This is a genomic window from Streptomyces sp. SP18BB07, from assembly GCF_036322545.1.
Classification (GTDB): Bacteria; Actinomycetota; Actinomycetes; order Streptomycetales; family Streptomycetaceae; genus Streptomyces; species Streptomyces deccanensis.
Window position 1 is genome coordinate 139271 of record NZ_JAQYWT010000340.1, and the last position, 17725, is coordinate 156995.

17 protein-coding genes are annotated in these 17725 nt (G+C 72.9%); 11 read left to right on the forward strand and 6 right to left on the reverse strand.

Annotated elements, in window-relative coordinates:
- Positions 1 to 6 precede the first annotated feature (6 nt).
- On the forward strand, positions 7 to 1287 hold the full coding sequence (locus PUR53_RS28755; RefSeq protein WP_329910277.1) for a cation:proton antiporter: 1281 nt from the start codon (positions 7 to 9) through the stop codon (positions 1285 to 1287).
- A gap of 136 nt (positions 1288 to 1423) precedes the next feature.
- Here the strand turns inward: PUR53_RS28755 and PUR53_RS28760 are convergent, their stop codons facing one another.
- A complete protein-coding gene (locus PUR53_RS28760) occupies positions 1424 to 2335 on the reverse strand; it encodes an NAD(P)-dependent oxidoreductase (protein WP_329910135.1) in 912 nt (303 codons plus the stop codon).
- A gap of 162 nt (positions 2336 to 2497) precedes the next feature.
- Here PUR53_RS28760 and PUR53_RS28765 point away from each other — a divergent pair, with 162 nt between their 5' ends.
- Entirely contained in the window at positions 2498 to 3478 is a 981-nt protein-coding gene (locus PUR53_RS28765; protein ID WP_329901943.1) for a TauD/TfdA dioxygenase family protein, read from the forward strand.
- A 123-nt stretch (positions 3479 to 3601) separates the two neighbouring features.
- Positions 3602 to 4495 carry a DUF72 domain-containing protein gene (locus PUR53_RS28770; protein ID WP_329901942.1) on the forward strand — a complete coding sequence of 298 codons (894 nt, stop codon included), beginning with the start codon at positions 3602 to 3604 and terminating at the stop codon, positions 4493 to 4495.
- A gap of 17 nt (positions 4496 to 4512) precedes the next feature.
- Here the strand turns inward: PUR53_RS28770 and PUR53_RS28775 are convergent, their stop codons facing one another.
- From PUR53_RS28775 to PUR53_RS28790, 4 genes are all read right to left on the reverse strand, one after another.
- Positions 4513 to 6492, reverse strand: a complete 1980-nt coding sequence (locus PUR53_RS28775; protein ID WP_329901941.1) for a copper resistance CopC/CopD family protein — start codon at positions 6490 to 6492, stop codon at positions 4513 to 4515.
- 310 nt (positions 6493 to 6802) lie between these two features.
- Positions 6803 to 7321 (reverse strand): cupin domain-containing protein, encoded by a 519-nt coding sequence (locus tag PUR53_RS28780; protein ID WP_329910136.1) that lies wholly within the window; start codon positions 7319 to 7321, stop codon positions 6803 to 6805.
- A gap of 28 nt (positions 7322 to 7349) precedes the next feature.
- A complete protein-coding gene (locus PUR53_RS28785) occupies positions 7350 to 7988 on the reverse strand; it encodes a GNAT family N-acetyltransferase (RefSeq protein WP_329910137.1) in 639 nt (212 codons plus the stop codon).
- Positions 7978 to 10326, reverse strand: a complete 2349-nt coding sequence (locus PUR53_RS28790; protein ID WP_329910138.1) for a penicillin acylase family protein — start codon at positions 10324 to 10326, stop codon at positions 7978 to 7980. The genes PUR53_RS28785 and PUR53_RS28790 overlap by 11 nt, the downstream gene beginning before the upstream one ends.
- Positions 10327 to 10387: 61 nt before the next feature.
- Here PUR53_RS28790 and PUR53_RS48310 point away from each other — a divergent pair, with 61 nt between their 5' ends.
- From PUR53_RS48310 to PUR53_RS28820, 5 genes are all read left to right on the forward strand, one after another.
- Entirely contained in the window at positions 10388 to 11380 is a 993-nt protein-coding gene (locus PUR53_RS48310; RefSeq protein ID WP_443080371.1) for a siderophore-interacting protein, read from the forward strand.
- Between the two features lie 89 nt (positions 11381 to 11469).
- Positions 11470 to 12063: an HhH-GPD-type base excision DNA repair protein gene (locus tag PUR53_RS28805; RefSeq protein WP_329901937.1), complete on the forward strand. Its 594-nt coding sequence runs from the start codon at positions 11470 to 11472 to the stop codon at positions 12061 to 12063.
- Between the two features lie 136 nt (positions 12064 to 12199).
- Complete coding sequence (locus PUR53_RS28810) at positions 12200 to 12586, forward strand: hypothetical protein (protein WP_329910139.1); 387 nt, start codon at positions 12200 to 12202, stop codon at positions 12584 to 12586.
- 614 nt (positions 12587 to 13200) lie between these two features.
- Positions 13201 to 13497: a type II toxin-antitoxin system VapB family antitoxin gene (locus tag PUR53_RS28815; protein WP_003999914.1), complete on the forward strand. Its 297-nt coding sequence runs from the start codon at positions 13201 to 13203 to the stop codon at positions 13495 to 13497.
- A 149-nt stretch (positions 13498 to 13646) separates the two neighbouring features.
- On the forward strand, positions 13647 to 14291 hold the full coding sequence (locus PUR53_RS28820) for a LytR C-terminal domain-containing protein (RefSeq protein WP_329910279.1): 645 nt from the start codon (positions 13647 to 13649) through the stop codon (positions 14289 to 14291).
- 25 nt (positions 14292 to 14316) lie between these two features.
- On the opposite strand, the gene upp is transcribed toward PUR53_RS28820, so the two are convergent.
- On the reverse strand, positions 14317 to 14952 hold the full coding sequence (gene upp / locus PUR53_RS28825) for a uracil phosphoribosyltransferase (protein WP_239755715.1): 636 nt from the start codon (positions 14950 to 14952) through the stop codon (positions 14317 to 14319).
- Positions 14953 to 15233: 281 nt separating this feature from the next.
- Here upp and PUR53_RS28830 point away from each other — a divergent pair, with 281 nt between their 5' ends.
- The 3 genes from PUR53_RS28830 to tadA all read left to right on the forward strand — a co-directional run bounded on the left by PUR53_RS28830 (position 15234) and on the right by tadA (position 17701).
- On the forward strand, positions 15234 to 15419 hold the full coding sequence (locus PUR53_RS28830; protein ID WP_329901935.1) for a hypothetical protein: 186 nt from the start codon (positions 15234 to 15236) through the stop codon (positions 15417 to 15419).
- Between the two features lie 1171 nt (positions 15420 to 16590).
- Complete coding sequence (locus PUR53_RS28840) at positions 16591 to 17115, forward strand: tRNA adenosine deaminase-associated protein (RefSeq protein WP_239760420.1); 525 nt, start codon at positions 16591 to 16593, stop codon at positions 17113 to 17115.
- Positions 17116 to 17269: 154 nt separating this feature from the next.
- On the forward strand, positions 17270 to 17701 hold the full coding sequence (gene tadA, locus PUR53_RS28845; RefSeq protein WP_329910280.1) for a tRNA adenosine(34) deaminase TadA: 432 nt from the start codon (positions 17270 to 17272) through the stop codon (positions 17699 to 17701).
- The last annotated feature ends 24 nt before the right edge of the window (positions 17702 to 17725 follow it).

Sequence of the window (17725 nt, forward strand, 5' to 3'; positions counted from 1 at the left end):
GTCTTCCTGGTGGAGTTCGGGGCGATCATCCTCGGGCTGGGGTTGCTGGGGCGGTTCGCCGGGCGCTTCCGACTGTCCCCGATACCGCTGTACCTGCTGGCCGGACTCGCCTTCGGGGAGGGCGGGTTGCTGCCCCTCGGCACGAGCGAGGAGTTCGTCGCGATCGGCGCCGAGATCGGCGTGATCCTGCTGCTGCTCATGCTCGGCCTGGAATACACGGCCAGCGACCTCGTCTCCAACCTCAAGACCCAGTACCCCGCCGGACTCGTCGACGCCGCCCTCAACGCCCTGCCCGGCGCCGCCATGGCCCTCCTCCTCGGCTGGGGACCCGTCGCCGCCGTCGTCCTCGCCGGCGTCACCTGGATCTCCTCCTCCGGCGTCATCGCCAAGGTCCTCGGCGACCTCGGCCGGCTCGGCAACCGCGAAACCCCCGTCATCCTCAGCATCCTGGTCCTCGAAGACCTCTCCATGGCCGTCTACCTGCCGATCCTCACCGCGCTCCTGGCCGGGGCCGGCCTCGCGGCGGGCAGCGTCACCCTGGCGGTCGCGCTCGGTACCGCCGGGCTCGTGCTGGTGGTGGCCGTGCGCTACGGGCGGCACATCTCGCGCTTCGTCTCCAGCGACGATCCAGAGAAGCTGCTGCTCGTCGTGCTGGGGGTGACGCTCGTCGTCGCCGGGCTCGCGCAGCAGTTGCAGGTGTCGGCGGCGGTGGGCGCGTTCCTGGTGGGCATCGCGCTGTCGGGTGAGGTCGCCGAGGGGGCGCACAGTCTGCTGGCGCCGCTCCGGGACCTGTTCGCCGCCGTGTTCTTCGTCTTCTTCGGGCTGCACACCGACCCCGCCAGCATTCCGCCGGTGCTGCTGCCCGCGCTCGCCCTCGCCGTCGTCACCGCGCTGACGAAGGTCGCCACCGGGTACTGGGCCGCGCGCCGGGCCGGTATCTCCGCCAAGGGGCGCTGGCGGGCGGGCGGCACGCTCGTCGCACGCGGCGAGTTCTCCATCGTCATCGCCGGGCTCGCCGTCACCGCCGGTATCGAACCGTCCCTCGGCCCGCTGGCCACGGCGTACGTCCTCATCCTGGTGATCGTCGGCCCGCTGACCGCCCGGTGGACGGAGCCGGTGGCGATGTGGACGACCCACCGGTTGCGCGGGCCCGCGCCGGCCGGCTCGGGTGGGGGAGGCGCTTCGTCGGTGACTTCGGCGGGAGCGTCGCCCGGGACGGCTGAGAGCAGTCAGGCGGCGCGAGCGCACGAAGCGCTGGACGAGGAGAACGCGGCCGATCGGGCCTGAGGGGCGGCCGGGTGACCGCCGCCGGGAGCGCCCACGTCACCCACACGCACCTGCGAATCCGCCCGTACCCGCTCCCTCGCCCACGCCTCCCTCGCCCACGCCCGCCTGCGAATCCGCCCGTCCCCTCTCCTTATCCCTATCGCTCTCCCTCGCCCGCCCCCTCGCTCCCGCCCTCCGCGAAGCTCGCGAAGTACGCGGCCGCCATGTCCTCGTCTGCGTGGCCCTGGGCGGCGGCGCGGGTGAGGCGGTCGGCGCCGGCGGCGGCCAGGTCGAGCCGTACCCCGTACCGCTGCCCGGCCTCGACGATCAGGCGGGCGTCCTTGGCGGCGGTGGAGACGGCGAAGGAGGCCGGGGAGAGCCGGCCGTCGAGGATGAGCGCGGACTTGGCGCGCAGATAGCCCATGTCGAGCGGGCCACCCTCGATGATCTCGAAGAAGGACCGCGGGTCGACGTCGAGGGCCTTGGACAGGGCCAGGACCTCCCCGGCCGCATTGGTGGCGGCCAGCACCCAGCTGTTGGCCACCAGCTTGAGCCGGGTCGCGGTGCCCGCCGCGCCGTCCTCACCGGTCCACACCGTACGGGCGCCGACGGCGCCGAAGACGGGTGTCACCGTCCCCCGCCCCTCGACCGGCCCCGCCGCCAGCACCGTCAACTGCCCCGCCTCCGCGGGCTGCCGTGTGCCGAGGACCGGGGCGTCGTAGAAGACCAGTCCGTGCTCGTCGGCCAGCGCGGCCAGTTCGGCGACGGCCTCCGGCCCGGCGGTGGTGGACTGGACCCAGGCCGTGCCGGGGCTCAGCGCGGGCCCCGCCTCCCGCATCACGTCCCGGGCCGCGGCCCCGTCGTAGAGCACGGTGAGCACCACATCGGCACCCCGCACGGCCTCCGCCGGGCTGCCGGCGACCTGCGCGCCGTCGGCGGCGAGCGGCTCGGCCTTCGCGCGGGTGCGGTTCCACACCCGTACGGCGTGACCGGCACGGACGAGGTTGCGGGCCATCGCGGCCCCCATGATGCCGGTACCCAGGACACTCACGGTGAGCTTGTCGGTCATGACGTCAACTTCCTGCCGCGTACAGTGCGTTGGCAGTTTCGCAGCTCGGGGAGAGGCGGAGGGGGCCACGACACCGGGCGAACTCCGATGGCGGAGAGGCAGATCAGGACACGTCCCGACCGGGCCGCATGCGCGGGCGGTGCCGTGGGAAGACCGGGCCACGTGAGCATCGACACGAACAGGTCCTCGACGGGGCCCGCGGGCGGTGGCCTGGACGTACGCCCGGCCTCCGGGTACATCGGCGCCGACATCCACGGCGTCGACCTCGCCGCCCCGCTCGACGACGAGACGGTTGCCGGCATCCGGGCGGCGCTGCTCCGCTGGAAAGTCGTGTTCTTCCGGGGGCAGCGGCTGGACCACGCCGGGCAGATCGCGTTCGCGCGCCGCTTCGGGGAGCCGATCCGGCTACGGTCGCGGGGCTCGGTCTCCCCCACCGGGTACCCGGAGATCGAGACGACGGCCGACCGTCAGGAACTGGGCCGCAAGCACGGCATGGACCAGGCCGAGTGGCTGGAGCGCCGCCGCCACTCCACCCTCCGGGGCTGGCACGCCGACCACACCGCGCGCATCGACCCGCCCGCCCTGACCCTGCTGCGCGCCGAACGGGTGCCCCCGTACGGCGGCGACACCACCTGGGCGAACCTCGCGACCGCCTACGCGGGCCTGTCCGAGCCGGTGCGCCGGTTCGCCGACGGGCTGCGCGCCGAGCACCGTCTCGGCGTCGGGTACCTCGCCCGTTCCGGCCCCGACCCCTACCTGCGCCACCTCCAGGACCACCAGGTCGCGTCCGTCCACCCGGTCGTCCGCGTCCACCCCGAGACCGGCGAACGGGTCCTGTACGTCAACCCGTACTACGTCGAGAACATCGTCGACGTGACCAGGGCGGAGAGTCGGCTCCTCCTGGAGATGTTCGTCGAGCAGATCACGCGCCCCGAGTACACGGTCCGCTTCCGTTGGGAGCCGGGGTCGGTGGCCCTCTGGGACAACCGCGCGACCGTCCACCTCGCCCCCAACGACACCGGCCACCTGGACTTCCCGCGCATCATGCACCGGGTCATGGTCGCCGGTGACCCACCGGTCGGCGTGGACGGCACCCCGTCCAAGTCCCTCTGCGGCGCGCCGCTGCACGACCGGAGCGAGTAGCCCGCGGCGGGGGCGCGGGCGGCGGCTGGACCCGGCCGGCGCGTGGGCAGGACCCCGGCCATCGCGTGGGCAGGACCCCGGCCATCGCGTGGGCAGGACTCGATTTCGGGTAACCGGCACCCCATGGGTGATGTACTCGTCGGAACCTGCTCCTGGACGGACCGCGCGCTGCTGGCCAGCGGCTGGTACCCGCGCGGCCAGCGCGACCCCGGGCCCCGACTCCGTTACTACGCCGACCAGTTCCCGGTCGTCGAGGTGGACTCCGGCTACTACGCCCTGCCCAGCCGCCGCAACAGCCTCCTGTGGGCCGAGCGGACGCCCCCCGAATTCCGCTTCGACGTCAAGGCGTTCTCCCTCCTCACCGGCCACCCGACCCGCCCGGCGTCCCTCCCCCCTGACCTCCGGGAATCCCTCGGGTCCGACCTGCGCCGCGGGGCCCCCGCCGCCGTACTGGACCGGGTCTGGGAGCGGTTCGCCCACGCCATCGAGCCGTTGCGGACGGCGGGTCGGCTGGGAGCGGTCCTGTTCCAGTTCCCACCGTGGTTCGCGCCGGGACGGCGGACGGAGGGACCGGAGGGGCACTCGCCGGAGAGGACGCTGGAGGAGTGCGCGGAGCGTACGGCCGGCTGGCCCGTCTCGGTCGAGTTCCGGCACCCGGCGTGGTGGCGGGGCGAACAGGCCGACCGTACGGCGGCGTTACTGTCCCGGCTCGGCTTCGTGGCCGTGGGGGTCGACATGGCCCAGGGCCTGGAGTCCTCCCTGCCGCCCCTCGCCCCCGTCACCTCCCCCGAGCTCGCCGTCGTACGGTTCCACGGCCGCAGCCCCGCCTGGGGCACCGGCAGCAAGGAGGACCGCTTCCGGTACGCGTACTCCGAGCCCGAACTCGCCGCGTGGGCTCCCCGGTTGCGGAAGGCCGCCGCCCAGGTCGACGAGCTGCACGTCCTCTTCAACAACTGCTGCGCCGACGCGGCCGTGAGGGCGGCGGAGACGATGCGCCGGGTACTCGACACGACGTGACCCCGCCCGGAAACGGCCTAGCTCACCCGTACCGACTTCTCCACCGTGACCTGGTCGATCTCCGTCGTGCGGACCGTGAGCTTCATCGTCCACTTGCCGGGCAGGGGGAGTTGGAGGGTGTCGGTGGCCCAGTAGCCGCCGCGGTCGGTGAGCTTCGCGTCGATCGGGCCGATCTTCTGGGCCTTCAGGGTGAACGTGAGGCGCAGCTCCGGGACGGTGGCGATGCCGTCGTCGGGGCCGAAGACCACGGCCTGCACGGAGTTCTTGCCCACCCGGCCCGGGCCGAGGTCGATCTGGACCTTGCCGTGACCGTTCGGGGTACCGACGTCGAACGGGAGCACCGACGAGGAGGCCGTGACCCCGCCCGCCGCCTGGCCCGCGCTCTCCTCGGCGATCTCCGCCGCCGCCCGGCCGGGCAGGGTCCCCGTCAACACGGTGGTGATCACCAACACGACGACCGCGACGGTGAACTCCGCGAGCACGGACCGCCGCAGCGCTTGCCGCGGCATGTCGCCGGGGGCGTCGTCCTCGTCATCCGGTGAGGCGGAGGCGTCGGTGGGCCCGGAGCCATCGGTGGGCCCGGAGGAGTCGGGGGCGTCGGAGGAGCTTGGGACGCCGGAGGAATCGGCGGCACCGGAAGAGCTTGAGGAGGCGGAGGATGCGGAGGATGCGTCGGCCTCGGCGGCGCCCACTCGCTCGGGCACCCGCACCGGCGACGCCACGGCCGCCGAGACGGTCACCGTCGCCGGTACGGCCGCCCCCACCGACCCACGCGACTCGGCGGTCGGCTCACCGGCCACAGCCCCGGCCTCGCCCCCGGCCCGCCCGGCCGCCCCCAGCCGTCCCGTCCAGCGCCGCGAGAACGCCGCAGCCACCAGAAGCATCAGCACCGCGACCAGCTTGGCGACGAGGACCTCCCCGTACGCCGTGGAGGTGAAGGCGGACCAGGAGCCGAGGCCGCGCCAGGACTGGTAGACGCCGGTGACGACGAGGACGACCACCGACGCGAACGCGAGCCGCGAGAACCGGTCGACCACGGAGGCCGTCAGGGTCCTCGGCGCCCGGTACAGAACGGTCAGCAGCGCAGTCAACCCGCCCAACCAGACGGCCATGGCGAGCAGATGCAGCACGGACGAGGTCATCGCGACCGGCACCTGGATACCGGCGGAGGCGTGCTCGGCGGCCGCCCAGGTCCCGGCGAGCCCGACGGAGAGCAGCGCCCCGCAGACGAGCGTGCCCTTCTCCCACTCCTGCCGCTCCCCCTGGCGGCGTACGCGCACGAGGAGGACGGCGGCCAGCGCGAGCAGCCCCAGCCGGGCCAGCAGCGCGAGACCCGGCCGGCTGACCAGCGTGTCGCCCAGGACGGAGAGGTCGAGGGCGGCCCCGATCCCGCTGCCCCGCTCGTACGGTCCCCGGAGCAGCAGCAGGGCCGCCGAGGCGAGCAGCAGGGCCAGCCAGCCGGCCAGCAGCAGCTTGCGCAGCACCTCGCTGGGCCCGCCGAGCACGACCGCCAGGAAGAAGGTCACGCCGATGAGCAGGGCGAGGGCGCCGTACGCGAAGTAGCGGGTGATGTCGTAGAGGGAGGCGGTGAGGGGGTCCTCGGCGAGGTCGTCCGGGAGGACCGCGGCGGTCGCGGAGGGCTCGCCGATGGAGAAGATCAGAGCACCCGAGATGGGGTGGCTGTCGGCCGAGATCACCCGCCAGGCGATCGTGTACGTGCCGTCGTCGAGGCCGGTGGGGAGGGTGACCCGAGCCGTGTCGGCCCGGTCGCCCGCGCGCCCCGGCTTGCCCGTGTCGACCGCCCGGTTCTCCGGGTCGACGACGCGGATGGAGTCCTCCAGCAGGCTTACCGACTCGGTGAAGCGGAGGGTGACTTCCCGGGGAGCGGCGTCGAGGACGCTCCCGTCGACGGGATCGCTTCCCTTGAGAGCGGCGTGCGCGGACGCGGTAGCCGCCCCGCCGAGGAGGAACAGGACCAGCACGGCACCCAGCAGCACCAGGCGCTGAACCCCTCGCCCCGGCCCGCCGGTTCCGGCGCGTGTCCGCGCGCCTCTGTCCCGGTCTCGCCTCTCCACCCGGTCCCGGGTTCGAACTCCGCCTTCGTCCCAGCTCCTGGTCCTGTCGTCGACTGGGTCGCTGTACCTGCCTAGGTCCACGTAGTGCTCCGGATCCACGGTCGCCGGCTCTCGGACTCCTCGAACAGGTACGCACACCACGAACGCCGCGTTCAACGCGATCCGCCCCTGTCCCTCCACCCCTGTCCCTCCACCCCTGGCCCCGTCCCGCCGGGCTCCCGGCCCCCCGCCCCTACGCCCGCCCCAGCTCCCCTATCTCCGTAGCCCGGTCCGGGTACAGCCGCGCCAGCTCCGCGGCGTCCCCGTGCTCGTACCCCTCGAAGGTGAACCCCGGCGCCATCGTGCACCCGAACAAGGTCCAGCCTCCGCCACCACCACCGCTGGCCTCGCCCGCACCGCCCGCACGACCGCCCAGAACTCGCGCCCCCATCCAGGTCCCGGCAGGCACGACGTACTGCACGTGCTGTCCGCCGAGCACGTCCGGCCCGAGGACGACGATCCGCGAGGACCCGTCCGGGGCGAGCAGCAGCATCCGGAGCGGATCGCCGAGGTGGAAGTGCCAGATCTCGTCGCCGGGCAGCCGGTGCAGGGCGGAGTAGTCGCCGGGTTCGGTGGTGAGCAGGGCGACGATCGCGGTCCCCTCGGGCCGCCCGTCGCCCCGCTCGGGCCCGGCCCACGTCTGACGGAAACGTCCGCCTTCGCGCGGTATGGGCTCCAACTCGTAGTGCGCTATGAGGTCTTCGGGAGTCATCCGCCCGAGGCTACGCCCCTCACCCGAACTACTGACCGAATACGGCCTCCCGCCGCAGGAACGCCAACCGGGCCCGCTTCTCGGGCAGATACACCTCCGGCAGATCGATCTCCGGCAGGACGACGACCGGCCCGGACTCGAACCCCTGTCGGGTGAACCGCGCGATCGCCTTCTCGTTCCGCTCGTCCGGATCGACGACGACCCGCCGCCGGTCCAGCCCGACGAGCACGTACGCCGTGAAGGCCGCCAGCACCATGGACGACCACCCCGGCCGCGCTCCCCCGTCCCCGGCGGGCGCCAGCAGCACATGGACGCCGATGTCCCCGGGCTCGACGTCGTAGCACTCGCCGACCCGGTCGGCCTCCGGCTCGTACGTCTGCAGCAGCCCGACGGGCTCGCCGTCGTGCACCGCGAGGTAGGCGTGGTGCGTGTCGAAGGCGTCCATGCCCGCGTAGACCTCCCGCACCTGCTCCTCCGTGAGCCCGTTCATGCCCCAGAACGCGGCCCTCGGTTCCCGCACCCAGCCGTGCACCACCGCGGCATCGGCCCCGGCGTCCAGCGGCAGGATCCGCATGGTCCCGAACCCGTCCACCACCTGCTCATGTACGGCCGCACGGTCGGCGTACGGCACACCGGGCTCCCGCGTCACCTGAGTGTCAGTGGTCATGGCGCATCTCCTCGGTGCTGTGGTCGGTGTGCTCGTCCTCGGTGAACCGGTCCCAGTCGGTGACGACCGGTACGAGGTCCCCCCTGAGCCAGAGGGGGAGTTGATCGCGGTGGTGGGCCGAGCCGCCGACGCCGGACGCCCCGAACGGCACCACCCAGAGGCTGTCCTCGCGCCGGGCCAGGTCCCAGACGTACCGGGCGGCGGGCCCACGAGCGCTGAGGTCGGTGATGCCGGGGACCGCGGAGGTGCAGAGCACACAGTCGTGGTCCCCGGCGAGCCCCGGCTCGGGGACGACACGCGGGCGACCGTCGGTGCCGTCAGTGCCGTCGTCGGGACGCTCGTCCGTGCCGTCGTCCGGGAGCGCGCGCCACGGCACGAGCTTGTGGCTGTCGCCCCAGCGCCCGATGTCACGACCGGCGACCTCCTCCAGTGCCTCCCGCACGAGAGCGACGCGGTCGATCCCGTACAACTCCTCGGCCCTGAGCAGATGTTCGAGCGCGAATCCGATCCGTACGGTGAGCGACAGCCACGGGCGAAAGACCTCGGGGTACGCCGGCGGCACCGCGAGCGCCGCGAAGGCGGGCTCCGCGGCCAGCCGCCGTACGACGGCCCCTCGCACCGCCGCGTACTCCGCCGCGACGACGCTGTCGACCGCCATCCGCCGATCCCAACGCAGCAGCCGCTCACCCAGCGCGACCGCGGCCGGGGTGAGGCCCGCCCCCGCCACACCACCGGTGCCGCCGGCCGGGTGGCTGCTCTCACGGTCGACCGAGTGACCCACGGGGGCGTCGGCGAGGGCTACGGCGGCCACGATCTCCAACAGGGGCCCGGCGGAGGCCAGATGGGTGTCCATGTGGATCGTGGGCATGTCCGCGGGGGACCACACCCGCTTCTCGTCCAGCATCGCGCGGATCCGTTCCGCCCGGTGCGGCGGGGCGAACTCGACGCCCAACAGGGTCGCCGGGCCACGCTGGTTGGCCATCACCGCGACACCGTCCTCGAACGTGCCGTACGGCGTCTCGTGCCACCCCTCCCACTCGTGCCCCGGCTCCCAGGCCGCGACGACCCGGGTCCGGTTGTCCCGGCTCCGCACCGGAACCCGGCCCGCCACCCGGTGCAGCACCCCACCCCGCGTGTCCGCGGCCTGTACGACGTTCACCGGCTCGGCCCACCGGTCGAACGCCCGGTCCACATCGGCGACTTCACGGGCCCGGAGGAGCGGCAGCAGCGCCCCGATCCCGAGGTCCTCGGTGACCCGGGGCGGATACCGCAGGCTGAGAGGACCGACGGGATCGACGGCGCCGGTCCGGTCGGCGGCGTCGGCCGGGGCGGCGGTGTCCAGGCCCCCGATGACGACCGGCCCCCGAGCGGTCTCGATCACCTCCACCTCGACGGGCTCCCCGCCCGCGACCTCGATGACCTCCACATGCCTGTGCACGGCCCGCCACACCCCATCGGGATCGAGCGCCTCGACGACACCACCGCCACCATCCCCATCCCCATCCCTGTCCGCGTACCGCAGCCGCTCCCGGTACAGGTCCTGGTAGTCGGCCATGGCGTTGGTGATGGCCCAGGCCACCTCGCCGGTGTGGCCGAAGTGGGCGATGCCCGGCACACCCGGGACCGCGAGGCCGACGACGTCGAACTCGGGGCAGGAGAGGTGGATCTGCTGATAGACCCCGGGCTCCTCGATGAACCGGTGCGGATCACCGGCGATGACGGCCTGCCCGGTGGTCGTCCGGGACCCGTCGACGAGCCACCCGTTGCTGCCGGACGTGGCGGGCCCATCGGTGGCGAAGAGCCCGATCGCATCCGCGCCGAGATGCCGTACGGCCTCCTCGCGCCAGAGCTTGGCGGGGAACCCGGCGAACAGGATGTGCGTGGCGAGCCAGACCCCGAGCGGGTGCCAGGCCTCCCAGCGCCCGGGCGCGAGCCCGACACGAGCGAATTCGGGGGCGCGCCGACCGCCCTCGACGAGCCCGTCGTTCACGCCCTCCACGTACGCGCGGACCCAGTCGGCGCTCTCCGGGTCCGTGCTCTCCAGCCGGGCAAAGCATCTTCGGGCCGTGTCCTCCAGACGAGCCCGTCTCGCGAACCGGTCCCAGCCGAGGGAGTCCACGCCGAGGAAGGCCGCCGAGGTGCCCTGGACGCGGTGGCGTTCGACCTCCAGCTGCCAGGCCCGGTCGAGGGCGGTCACCCGGCCCTGGGCGTGGGCGAGGGCGCGGGCGTCGGCGGCGCGCAGATGCGGAATGCCCCAGGCGTCACGGAAGATCCCATGGCCCGTGTGGCTCGAATCGTTCCCCCGAGCATGTCCCTGCGCACCGCTGATGTCCCGCATCTCTGTATCCCGCCTGTGGTTTAGGTTAGCCTCACCTAAGCAATCTGTGATCAAAGCGTACGTGAAGGGTGCAGAAGCCATGGGCCAGGGGCACGGTTGGGAGGGGGCGGTCCTCAAACTGCTCCGGGGGAAGGACTTTGTCTTCACGGTGACCGGTGCGGAACAAGTCACCGAGCACTACCGCCGGATCCACCTCACCGACGGCGGCATGCTCGCGGTGACGGGCGTCCACCCGACGATGTGGGTCCGCCTCTGGTTCGAGGCCGCCGGCAAACCGCACCAGCGGGCGTACACACTGGTCGACCCCGACCCGGCCGCCGGTACCTTCAGCCTGGAGTTCGCCCTGCACGACGGTCACGCCAGCGACTGGGCTCGCACCGCGCAGCCGGGCGACACCATCGAGGCCACGGTCCAGGGCACCGCCTTCACCGACCCCGACCCGACCCCCTCCCACATCCTCGCCATCGGCGACCCGGCCTCCCTCCCCGCCATCAACTCCCTCCTCACGGCCCTCCCCTCGACCCCGGCGACGATCTGGTTCGAGACACCGACGGAGGCGGCGGGGGCGACGCGGACGGCGCCTGAGCTGCAGGCATCGGGGGCCGTGGTGGCGTCACGGTCGGACGCGGGGCCGCCGGCAGCCACGCCGGTAGCCATGAGGAGCGATGTCGTGGTGGACGAAGCCACGTCGGCGGTGGAGGCCGCCGGACACGGCACCGCGTCTCCTGTCCCCACCGGTGCGCAAGACCCGTCCGGCGACGTCCGGGACCGAGCCGCAGTCCCCATCCCCACCCCCGTCCCCGGCGCGGGCGGCCTTCCCCTCCGCCTCGACCCCGCCCACCACGACTTCCGCCCGATCGCCCGCCAGGACGCCGGCGCCCACCTGATCACCCAGGTGAAGGCCGACGCCCCCGCGCTCCTCGCCCACACCCCCGACCCCTACGTCTGGATCGCCTGCGACACGGCGACGACCCGATCCCTGGCGGCGTACTTCCGTAAGGAGCTGAACCTCCCGAAGCACCGCATGCACGCCCTGGGCTACTGGCGCCCGTAACGACGCCCGCGCCGCGCCCATCACCTCCGCCTCCCCTTCACCCCCGGGGCCGGGCTGCGGCCCGGCGGCCGAAGGGTGATCATCGGGGCATGAACGTCACCCTTCACCTCGCCCAGGACCCAGAGGCGGACGAACTCCTCGGCCGCAGCCCCCTCGCCGCACTGGTCGGCATGCTGCTGGACCAGCAAGTACCGATGGAGTGGGCGTTCAAGGGCCCCTGGACCATCGCCCAACGCCTCGGCGCGACCGACCTGGACGCCCACGAGATCGCGGCGACCGATCCCGAGTCCTTCGCCGCGCTGCTCTCCACCAAGCCGGCGGTCCACCGCTACCCGGGCTCCATGGCGAAGCGGATCCAGCAGCTGTGCCAGTACCTCGTCGAGCACTACGACGGTGACGCGAGCGCGGTGTGGCAGGACGTGACGACCGGCAAGGAACTCCTCTCCCGCCTCGAATCCCTCCCCGGCTTCGGCCGCCAGAAGGCCCAGATCTTCCTGGCCCTCCTCGGCAAGCAACTCGGCGTCCACCCCACCGGCTGGCGCGAGGCGGCCGGCTCCTACGGCGACCCCGACTCCTTCCGCTCCGTCGCCGACATCAAGGGACCCGACTCCCTGGCCAAGGTCCGCGCCCACAAACAGGAGATGAAGGCAGCGGCCAAAGCCGCGAAGGCCGCCGGCAGGTAACGCCGAACGCCTGGGGCGCGCGCCGGGCAAGTCGTACGCCGAACGCCTGGGAGGCACCCGGGCGAGTCGTACGCCGACCGGGCGGATCTCGCGCCCCACCCGATGCGCACGCCCCCGCATCGGGAAAACATCCGCCGTGCCCCCCATCGCCCGCTCCCGCCCCACGGACACCCCTCGTGTCCGAGCGAGGCGGTACGCCCGGCGCAGAACCTGGCTGCGGGTGCTCGCACTGACCGTCGCGCTCCTCGTCCCCACCGCCCACGCCGCCACCCACGCCGCCGCCGCGTTCCCGCCCACGCTCTCGAGCGAATTCCCAGCGACCGAGTACGACCTCCTCGAGAACGCCCCCCGCCCCCCGACCCGCCTCGCCCCGCGCCCGGTCAGCCCACCGCGCTCCGCGCCGGTCGCGTCCCCGCGCCCCTCGCCGGCGCCCCCGCACGGCCACCGGTTCCTCCCGGCCCCACCCTGGCCCCGGCCCCCGTACGCCCTGCACGCCCTGCGCTCCGTGGTCCTGCGCTGCTGAGAGAGCCCCAGCTCACCCACAGCCATTGACCACCCCCAGCACAGGACAGGAGACACCCCCATGCCCGCAGACCCGTACACGGTCCTTCGCGCGCTCCTCCAGGCAGAGGCCCTACGCAGCGCCCCCAAGTCAGAATCCGAACGCAATTCCGAACACTCCCGCACCCCGGACGCGGACGATCAGCCACGTCAAGACCCGAACCACAGCTGATCCACCCGCCCCGACCGAACCGACTCACCTCTGGTGAAGCGCCCTGGACCCCACCAGCTTCAGGGCGTTCACCCCTGCCGCCCGCGGGTGCCGAACGGGTGCCGAACGCAGGAGCCGCTCGAAAGTGCGGCGCGAAGCACGCCGGAAGCTCGGCCGAAGTTCGGACGTCATCCCGGCGAAGGCTCGTGGAAGCCGAGGAGGGGTCGAGCCACGGAGCCCGGACAATCCCCGGCGACACCTCGCGGCGACCTCCGCGCGCCCCCGAAAAAGCCCCACCGAGCACCCACGACCGCCACCAGACCCCCACAGAATGACCTGTTTGCCCCGCTTCACGGCGCCTTTTCCGGGGTCGCACTCCGTCGCCATGGCTGCGCCCGGAACGTCTCGACCGGTAGGCTTTCCGTGTGATCTTCAAGCGCATCGGAAACGGCCGGCCGTACCCCGACCACGGCCGGGAAAGCACCCGGCAGTGGGCGGACGTCGCGCCGCGCCCGGTCCGCCTCGATCAGCTCGTGACGACCAAGGGCCAGCTGGACCTGGAGACCCTCCTCGCCGAGGACTCCACCTTCTACGGCGACCTCTTCGCGCACGTGGTGAAGTGGCAGGGCGATCTGTACCTGGAGGACGGCCTCCACCGCGCGGTCCGCGCCGCCCTCCAACAGCGCCAGGTACTGCACGCCCGCGTCCTCGAACTGGACTAGCCCCTCACCGCGGGCGGTTCCCACCCGCGCCCGGCCGGTCGCCGGTTGGCCCTTTCGGGTTGGACCGCAGCGCGGTGAATGATCATCTAGTAGGCATCGCCGTCCAACGGCACTACGCTGCGCCCATGAGCATGCTGACCCCTCCCGGCATGGGCGGCCAGTACCGGATCACGGGGGACAAGTACCCGAGGCTGCGCCGACCCAAGAGGCGTCGCAGGCTCGTCCTCGCGGTCGTCGCGTCCGCGACCGCCCTCGGCCTCATCGGCTGGGGAACCCTGCAGCTCATCGACGTCTTCACCGGCGACGGGGACCAGGCCGCCGCGGCCGGCCCCAAGGCGGACTGCGGGACCCGGGTGAGCCCGTCCCCGAAGGCGAGCGGCTCGGCCGGCAAGGCCGGTACGCCGGCGAAGGGCTTCCCCGCACCCGGCAAGATCACCGTCAACGTCCTCAACGCCACGCCCCGCGCGGGCCTCGCCAAGGACACCGCCGACGAGCTGAAGAAGCGCGGCTTCCGCATCGGGAACGTGGGCAACGCGACCAAGGAGTACGACAAGAAGGTCAAGGGCGCCGCGATACTGCTCGGCGCGAAGGCCGCCGAGGGCACGGCGCTGCCGGTCCTCAACACCCAGCTCACCGGGGCTCAGCTGAAGACCGACGGCCGTACGAAGGCCATTGAGGTGGACCTGATCATCGGTACCGCCTTCAAGGCCCTCAGCAAGCAGAAGGACGCCGACAAGGCACTGGCCGACCTGACCAGTCCCAAGCCGACGCCCACCACGACGAAGACCTGCTGACCCCTTAGGAGCCCCTGACCCCCGGCTACTCTGCGGCGCCGTAGAGCCGGTCGCCCGCGTCCCCCAGGCCCGGCACGATGTAGCCGTGCTCGTTGAGGCGCTCGTCGACCGCGGCGGTCACGACCGTCACCGGGGCGCCCGCCAGCTCGCGCTCCATGACCTCGACGCCCTCGGGAGCGGCGAGGAGCACCACGGCGGTCACGTCGTCCGCGCCACGGGCGATCAGCTCACGGATCGCGGCGACGAGGGTGCCGCCGGTCGCGAGCATCGGGTCGAGGACGTACACCTGACGCCCGGAGAGGTCCTCCGGCATGCGGGTGGCGTACGTGGAGGCCTCGAGTGTCTCCTCGTTGCGGATCATGCCCAGGAAGCCCACCTCGGCGGTCGGCAGCAGCCGGACCATGCCGTCGAGCATGCCGAGGCCGGCCCGCAGGATCGGCACGACGAGCGGGCGCGGGTGGGAGAGCTTGACGCCCGTGGTCGAGGCGACCGGCGTCGTGATGTCGACGAGCTCGGTGCGCACGTCCCGCGTGGCCTCGTAGGCGAGCAGGGTGACCAGTTCGTCGGCGAGACGACGGAAGGTCGGGGAGTCGGTGCGCTGGTCGCGCAGCGTGGTGAGCTTGTGAGCGACCAGGGGGTGGTCGACGACATGGAGACGCATGTCCACAACAGTAACCGGGGCGCCACCCGCGAGCGCCCCCGCACGGTCCGCCCCTCCCGATGGCATCAAACCCCCCATCGGAGGGAAAGTGGGATGAACAGAGCGGCGCCTGAACGGGCCGAGGCCTGACGTTCGCCCACTCCGGAACCGCCGCCGATCAGCATCCGACGGCCGAGAGGGGGCACATGACCTACAAGCCAGTACGAACGGCGGGCGGGACCGCGAGGACCAGGGGCCGGCCCGAGCAAGCGGCGAACCGTGCGACTCAGGAGGTTGATGAGGTGGCGGGAACGGTCGAGGAAACGCGCGGGACCGGATCGGAGAGCGATGCGGCGCGTCGGCGACGGCGGGCGCAGTTCCTGCGGGAGCTGACGGAGGCACGCGAGCTGCGCGACCGCGTCCAGCCCCGCCGAGCCAAGGCCGCCCGCCTCCGCCACGCCATGCGCATGCGCACGTTCCGCTGGTGAATCTTGGGTGGGACCAGGCCCTGGGGGACCTGGGCCGCGGGGTTTTCGGGAACTGAGGGTGGGGGGCCGGGGCGCCGGGAAGCCGGGGTCGCTGGAAAGCCGGGACGCCGGGGAGCCGGGGTCGCTGGGAGGCCGGGGCGCCAGGGAGCCGGGGCGCTGGGAGGCCGGGAAGCCGCGAAGCGTGGGGAGGCCGGGACGCCGGGAAGCCGGGGTCGCTGGGAGGCCGGGAAGCCGCGAAGCGTGGGGAGGCCGGGAAGCCGGGAAGCGTGGGGAGGCCGGGGCGCCGGGAAGGCGGGGCACTGGAGAGCGCGGCGAGGCACCGGGCGGCCGGGGCGCCAGGGACCTTGGGGGCCGGGAGGCCGGAGCGCCAAGGAGCCGGGCTCGCTGGTAAGCCGGGGGCGCCGGGCATACCAGGGGCCGGGCTGCGAGGCTGCGAGGCTGCGAAGCTGCGAAGCTGCGAGGCTGCGAGGCTGCGAGGCTGCGAGGCTGCGAGGCTGCGAAGCTGCGAGGCTGCGAGGCTGCGAGGCTGCGAGGCTGCGAGGCTGCGAGGCTGCGAGGCTGCGAGGAATTGACCCATCCCGCCGTCGCCCCCTCGGTACGACGCCCCGTACGTCGGCTCCGTACTCGTGCAGATTGATGCTGGAGCCGGTTCTCGCCGAGCCACCGCACCCCCGGCCGCATCGCGTCCAGCACCGCCGCCCAGCCGCCCTGCCCCAACCGCGCGGTCCTGGCGAGCACATCCGCCTCCAGCAGGCGCCGCCGCCGCTCCAATACGGCCAGTCGGCCCTCGTACGCCGCCCCCTCATGCCCCACCCCTCCCTCGTCGGCTCCCCGCCGTCGTCTCCGGCCACCCCGTTGACCCACCCGGACCCACCCGCTGGAACCCATGTGTCGGGTTCGTGGGGTATGTGTGGGCGTTCACGGGGTGGCCGTGCATATGCGGCCAGGAACTCCGCGTACGATCCGCTGGTGGCGGCAACAGGTGCGCAGGTGAACGGCGGACCCACCGGCGATCAAAAGAGCCGGACACAGGGAGCCGAAGACGTCCCCTGTGCGCTCTGTTTCTGCCACGATTCCGAGTGGGTGGGGCTCGGACCGCAAGCCTCCCCACCCGCAACCTCCGCCGGGGGGACCCCCGACCGGCACACCTATGACCAGTGGGAGAGTCACGGTGTACTTCGCCGCACTGCTCGCGCGCACCGAAGACGGGTGGGAAGCGAGCGACACAGAGCTCGACGATGTGGAAACCCTGTCGGATCTGGCCGACCTGGCCCGTGAAGCCTCGCCCGACGACGACACGGTGCTGGTGCTCATCGAGCAGGAGGACGCGTGGTTCGGCGTCGTCCGCATCGATGGCGAGGAAGACCCTCGTATCTACGTCTCGGACGCCGCCGCCGCTGCCCGCAGCAGCTACGGCGAGATCCTGCTCACCGACGAACTGCTCGGAAGGGAGCCCGGCGACGACGACCCCGACCTGGACTCCCTCGACCTGGACGGCACGGAGGACGGTGAGCCGGACGACGATGACGACGACACGGGCGCCGAGGCCGTGCCGCACAGCCCGGTCGGCGACACCGAGATCCTCGACGACCTGGGGGTGGGCGAGAAGGAGCTGCGCGCTCTCGACGCCGACGACGCCCTCAACTCGATCGCCGAGGCCCTCGGCGCGTCGGAGGTCCTGGAGACGGTCCGCTGACCCCGCCACATCCACCGACTCCGTCGGGTCTGGTTCGGCCGCCGGGGGCCTCCCCCCGGTGACCGAGGCAACCGGCACCCCAGGTGCCCCCGGCACCCCCGGCGCAGACGCACCGGACGGACCCGATCCCGTACGCGACCGCTGGCGGGCCGCGATGCGGCTCGCCCTGGTCGAGGCCGGGCGGGCCGCCGAGGGCGGTGACGTTCCGGTCGGCGCGGTCGTCGTGTCCCCGGACGGCACGACCGTACTGGCCACCGGACACAACGAACGCGAGGCGGCCGGCGACCCCACCGCCCACGCGGAGGTGCTCGCCGTCCGCCGCGCCGCCGCCGCGCTCGGGGAGTGGCGGCTGACCGGCTGCACGCTGGTGGTGACCCTCGAACCCTGCACGATGTGCGCGGGCGCCCTCGTCCAGTCCCGGGTCGACCGTGTCGTCTACGGCGCGCGCGACGAGAAGGCCGGAGCCGCCGGCTCACTCTGGGACGTCGTACGCGACCGTCGCCTCAACCACCGCCCCGAGGTCGTCGAGGGCGTCCTCGCCGACGACTGCGCCCGGCTCCTCACCGGCTTCTTCCGCACCCGCTGACACCCCGCCGGCACCGGCCTCCAC

Coding starts and splice junctions, on each gene's coding strand:
- PUR53_RS28760 (WP_329910135.1), bottom strand. CDS start 2,335: ATGACCGACAAGCTCACCGTGAGTGTCCTGGGTACCGGCATCATGGGG.
- upp (WP_239755715.1), bottom strand. CDS start 14,952: ATGCGTCTCCATGTCGTCGACCACCCCCTGGTCGCTCACAAGCTCACC.
- PUR53_RS28790 (WP_329910138.1), bottom strand. CDS start 10,326: ATGCGGGACATCAGCGGTGCGCAGGGACATGCTCGGGGGAACGATTCG.
- PUR53_RS28785 (WP_329910137.1), bottom strand. CDS start 7,988: ATGACCACTGACACTCAGGTGACGCGGGAGCCCGGTGTGCCGTACGCC.
- PUR53_RS28780 (WP_329910136.1), bottom strand. CDS start 7,321: ATGACTCCCGAAGACCTCATAGCGCACTACGAGTTGGAGCCCATACCG.
- tadA (WP_329910280.1), top strand. CDS start 17,270: ATGCGGCTCGCCCTGGTCGAGGCCGGGCGGGCCGCCGAGGGCGGTGAC.
- PUR53_RS28770 (WP_329901942.1), top strand. CDS start 3,602: ATGGGTGATGTACTCGTCGGAACCTGCTCCTGGACGGACCGCGCGCTG.
- PUR53_RS28805 (WP_329901937.1), top strand. CDS start 11,470: ATGAACGTCACCCTTCACCTCGCCCAGGACCCAGAGGCGGACGAACTC.
- PUR53_RS28820 (WP_329910279.1), top strand. CDS start 13,647: ATGGGCGGCCAGTACCGGATCACGGGGGACAAGTACCCGAGGCTGCGC.